At 70.3% G+C, this 1,365-nt stretch carries 1 protein-coding gene and 1 pseudogene; both read right to left on the minus strand.

Annotated features, from left to right (window positions below):
• Positions 1-277 (minus strand): annotated as a pseudogene (locus tag ABZ749_RS35230) (argininosuccinate lyase); the annotation flags it as partial.
• 76 nt (positions 278-353) lie between these two features.
• A partial coding sequence (locus ABZ749_RS35235) for an argininosuccinate synthase (RefSeq protein ID WP_357235749.1) occupies positions 354-1,365 on the minus strand: 1,012 nt, incomplete at its 5' end.

The following is a 1,365-nucleotide window of genomic DNA, read 5'->3' on the forward strand; positions in this document are numbered from 1 at the left end:
GGAACGTTCCGGAGGCGCAGGCGGCCTCCAGGTCGTCCAACGCGGCCAGCATCCGGCCCAGTTCCTCCGGATCGAGCAGGCCGGCGCCGGCCAGGACCCGGGCGTGCGCCCGGGAACCGGCGATGTCGTACGGGGCCAGGCGCCAGTCGAACTGCACGCTCACCGACAGTCGGGCGAGCGCCTCGGCGGGGCCGCCCGCGAACCGGCCACCCCATAGGCTCGTCCGGTTGGTGGCGGCGCTGTTCTCGGTCAGGCTCTTGTCGTCCACGTCGCCCATCATCGCGTTGGTTGCCTTTCGCTCGCGACTGCGGGGCCCGCTTGCCGCGCTTGATCAGTCTTCGCGCTCACACGTGTCACTGTCCGCCACCGCCCAACCGGGCGTCCCGAGCCGCGGCCATCCGGCTCGGCAGCCCCCACAGCTGCACGAAACCCTTCGCCAGGGACTGGTCGAAGGTGTCGCCGGTGTCGTAGGTGGCCATCTGGAAGTCGTAGAGGCTCGCCTCGGAGCGCCGGCCGGTCACCGTGGCCCGGCCGCCGTGCAGGATCATCCGCACCTCGCCGCTCACGTGCCGCTGCGCGTCGTCGATGAACGCGTCCAGCGACGCCTTCAGCGGCGAGAACCACAGCCCGTCGTAGACGAGTTCGCCCCAGCGCTGATCGACGCCCTTCTTGAACCGGGCCAGGTCCCGCTCGACGGTCACCGCCTCCAGCTCCTGATGGGCGGTGATCAGGGCGATCGCGCCGGGCGCCTCGTACACCTCACGGCTCTTGATGCCGACCAGGCGGTCCTCGACCATGTCGAGGCGACCCACGCCCTGAGCGCCGGCGCGCCGGTTGAGCTCCAGGATCGCCTGGTACGGGGTGACCGTCTCACCGTCGATCGCCACCGGCACACCGCCGTCGAAGGTGATCACAACCTCATCGGGGTCGCGCTCCTGGGTCGGGTCGGAGGTGTACGAGTAGAGGTCCTCGACGGGGGCGTTCCAGATGTCCTCCAGGAAGCCGGTCTCCACCGCGCGACCCCACAGGTTCTGGTCAATGGAGTACGGCGACCTGGCCGACACGTCGATCGGCAGCCCCTTCTCCTCGGCGAAGGCGATCGCCTTGTCCCGGGTCCAGGCGAAGTCCCGGGCCGGCGCGATGATCTTCAGGTCGGGGGCGAGCGCGTTCAGGCCCACCTCGAACCGGACCTGGTCGTTGCCCTTGCCGGTGCAGCCGTGCGACACGATCGTGCCGCCGTGCGTGCGCGCCGCCGCCACCAGGTGCTTGACGATCAGCGGCCGGGACAGCGCCGACACCAGTGGGTAGCGGTGCAGATCCTCGAGTCGCGGCTGGACAACGTCGTTTACCGGGCCGGCTTCGCCC

It is taken from the genome of Micromonospora sp. NPDC047753, assembly GCF_040642735.1.
GTDB lineage: Bacteria > Actinomycetota > Actinomycetes > Mycobacteriales > Micromonosporaceae > Micromonospora.